This is a genomic window from Enterococcus sp. 3H8_DIV0648, assembly GCF_002140655.1.
Taxonomy (GTDB): Bacteria; Bacillota; Bacilli; order Lactobacillales; family Enterococcaceae; genus Enterococcus_A; species Enterococcus_A hulanensis.
Genome location: NZ_NGLG01000001.1, coordinates 1596598 through 1598753, shown reverse-complemented (window position 1 = coordinate 1598753; position 2156 = coordinate 1596598). Strand labels below are relative to the sequence as shown.

Annotated in this window: 3 protein-coding genes; all 3 read left to right on the top strand. The window is 35.7% G+C overall.

Annotated features, from left to right (window positions below; all coding sequences use genetic code 11):
• A partial coding sequence (locus A5875_RS07425; protein ID WP_088933014.1) for a glycerol-3-phosphate cytidylyltransferase occupies positions 1-312 on the top strand: 312 nt, incomplete at its 5' end.
• Position 313: 1 nt separating this feature from the next.
• Positions 314-1153: an NAD-dependent epimerase/dehydratase family protein gene (locus tag A5875_RS07420; protein ID WP_088933013.1), complete on the top strand. Its 840-nt coding sequence runs from the start codon at positions 314-316 to the stop codon at positions 1151-1153.
• A 67-nt stretch (positions 1154-1220) separates the two neighbouring features.
• On the top strand, positions 1221-2156 hold a 936-nt coding region (locus tag A5875_RS07415; protein ID WP_088933012.1), incomplete at its 3' end, for a glycosyltransferase family 2 protein.

Sequence of the window (2156 nt, the reverse complement as noted above, 5' to 3'; positions counted from 1 at the left end):
TATCTAGTAGTGGCTCTGTCCACAGATGAGTTCAATTGGAATGAAAAACAAAAAAAATGCTATTTTGAGTATGATAAAAGAAAACAACTATTGGAAGCTATTCGTTATGTGGATCTTGTTATTCCTGAAAATTCTTGGGAACAAAAAGTAAGTGACATTAGAGAATTCAAAATTGATAAATTTGTGATAGGAGATGATTGGGCAACAAAATTTGACTTTATTGAAGATGAAACTGATGCTGAAGTTATTTATCTTCCGAGGACTCCTGAGATTTCTACAACACAAATTAAGAAAGATCTAGAGGCTAAATAGAATGATTAGTTACTTAATTACCGGCGGTGCTGGATTCATCAACGGTTCTGTCACTGATGAAAAATTAATGGAAGATATTCTTTCGAACAATAAGTTTGACTACATTTTCCATTTAGCAGCAATTGCTAGTGTAGCAGATTCAGTTGAACGTCCAGTTGAGACGCATCAAATTAATTTTGAAAGTGTTTTGATGCTTTTAGAACTGGTTAGAAAATATCAAAAAGATTTGAAACGTTTAGTTTTTAGTTCTTCAGCAGCGGTATATGGTGATGAACCAACCTTGCCGAAAAAGGAAGAGTCTGTTATTCGTCCGTTGACCCCGTATGCGGTTGATAAATTTGCGGCAGAACAATATGTCTTGGATTACAATCATCTCTATGGGATAAATACTAGTGCAGTGAGATTCTTTAACGTTTATGGACCGAATCAAAATCCAGAATCTCCTTATAGCGGTGTAATCTCGATTTTAGTTGATCGTTACAAAAAAATGCAAAATGGCGAAGAAGCACAATTCACTTTATTTGGCGACGGATCTCAATCGCGTGATTTTGTTTTTGTGGAAGATGTTATTCAAGCGTTATTGCTAGTTGCAACTAAAGAAGAAGCCTTAGGCCGACAGTTCAACGTTGGGACAGGAAATGCACTTACGTTGAATGATTTGATTTCAGTTATTGACGAGGCATTAGGTATTAACTTACGAGTAAAATATGAAACTGAAAGAGACGGTGATATCAAGGATTCAGTTGCTGATATTTCTAGATTAAAGAGTTTAGGGTACAAACCTAATTTTAGCGTTCAAGACGGAATGAAGAAGTATTTGGTGTCGGAAAAATTGATTTAAAAAGTCGGAGCATATCCGGCTTTTTTTTGGTATCATGGTAGATAGCTGTGAAGTTAGGAGAGTAAACATGAACAATGAAAAAATAGCTATCCTCATCCCTTGTTACAATGAATCACTCACGATAAAAAAAGTGATTAACGATTTTCAAAGGGAGTTGCCTGAAGCGGATATCTATGTCTATGACAATAATTCTACGGATAACACATACAATATTGCACTGAACGAAGGAGCAATTGTTAAGAAGGAACCGCGCCAAGGTAAGGGAAATGTTATTCGTCAAATGTTTTTTGATATTGAGGCAGATTACTACTTGATGGTTGATGGAGACGATACTTATCCAGCAGAGAATTCTCACGAGCTGATTGCGGCTTTAAGGGAAGGCAGTGCAGACATGGTGATCGGCGACCGATTATCAAATGGTACGTATTTTAATGAGAATAAACGAGCTTTTCATGATTTCGGAAATAATTTAGTTAAGAATTCGATCAATCGCTTATATCAAGCGAATATTAAGGATGTTATGACGGGTTATCGCGGATTTAATCGCATGTTTGTTAAAAGTTTTCCGGTGATGAGTTCCGGCTTTCAGATTGAGACTGAATTTACTATCCATGCTTTGGACAAGCGGTTTAAGTTGGTAGAGATTCCGATTGATTATCGGGATCGTCCAGAGGGTAGCGAATCTAAATTAGACACTTATTCTGACGGACTAAAGGTGCTATTAACAATTTTGAAAATGTTTAAAGATTATAAACCATTATTATTCTTTTCGGTATTTAGTTTGATTTTCTGTGTTTTTGGACTTGTTTTTGGTGTTCCAGTCATCAATGAGTTTATTCATACTGGTTTTATTACGAAAGTACCTTCTTCGATTCTTGCGACAGGATTGATGGTGTTCGCGCTACTTTTGTTAATTACTGGTTTAATTTTAGACACGGTTGTAACAAATGCCAAAAAAGAGTATGAGTTACACTTATATCGATTGTATGAAGAAACTATTCAA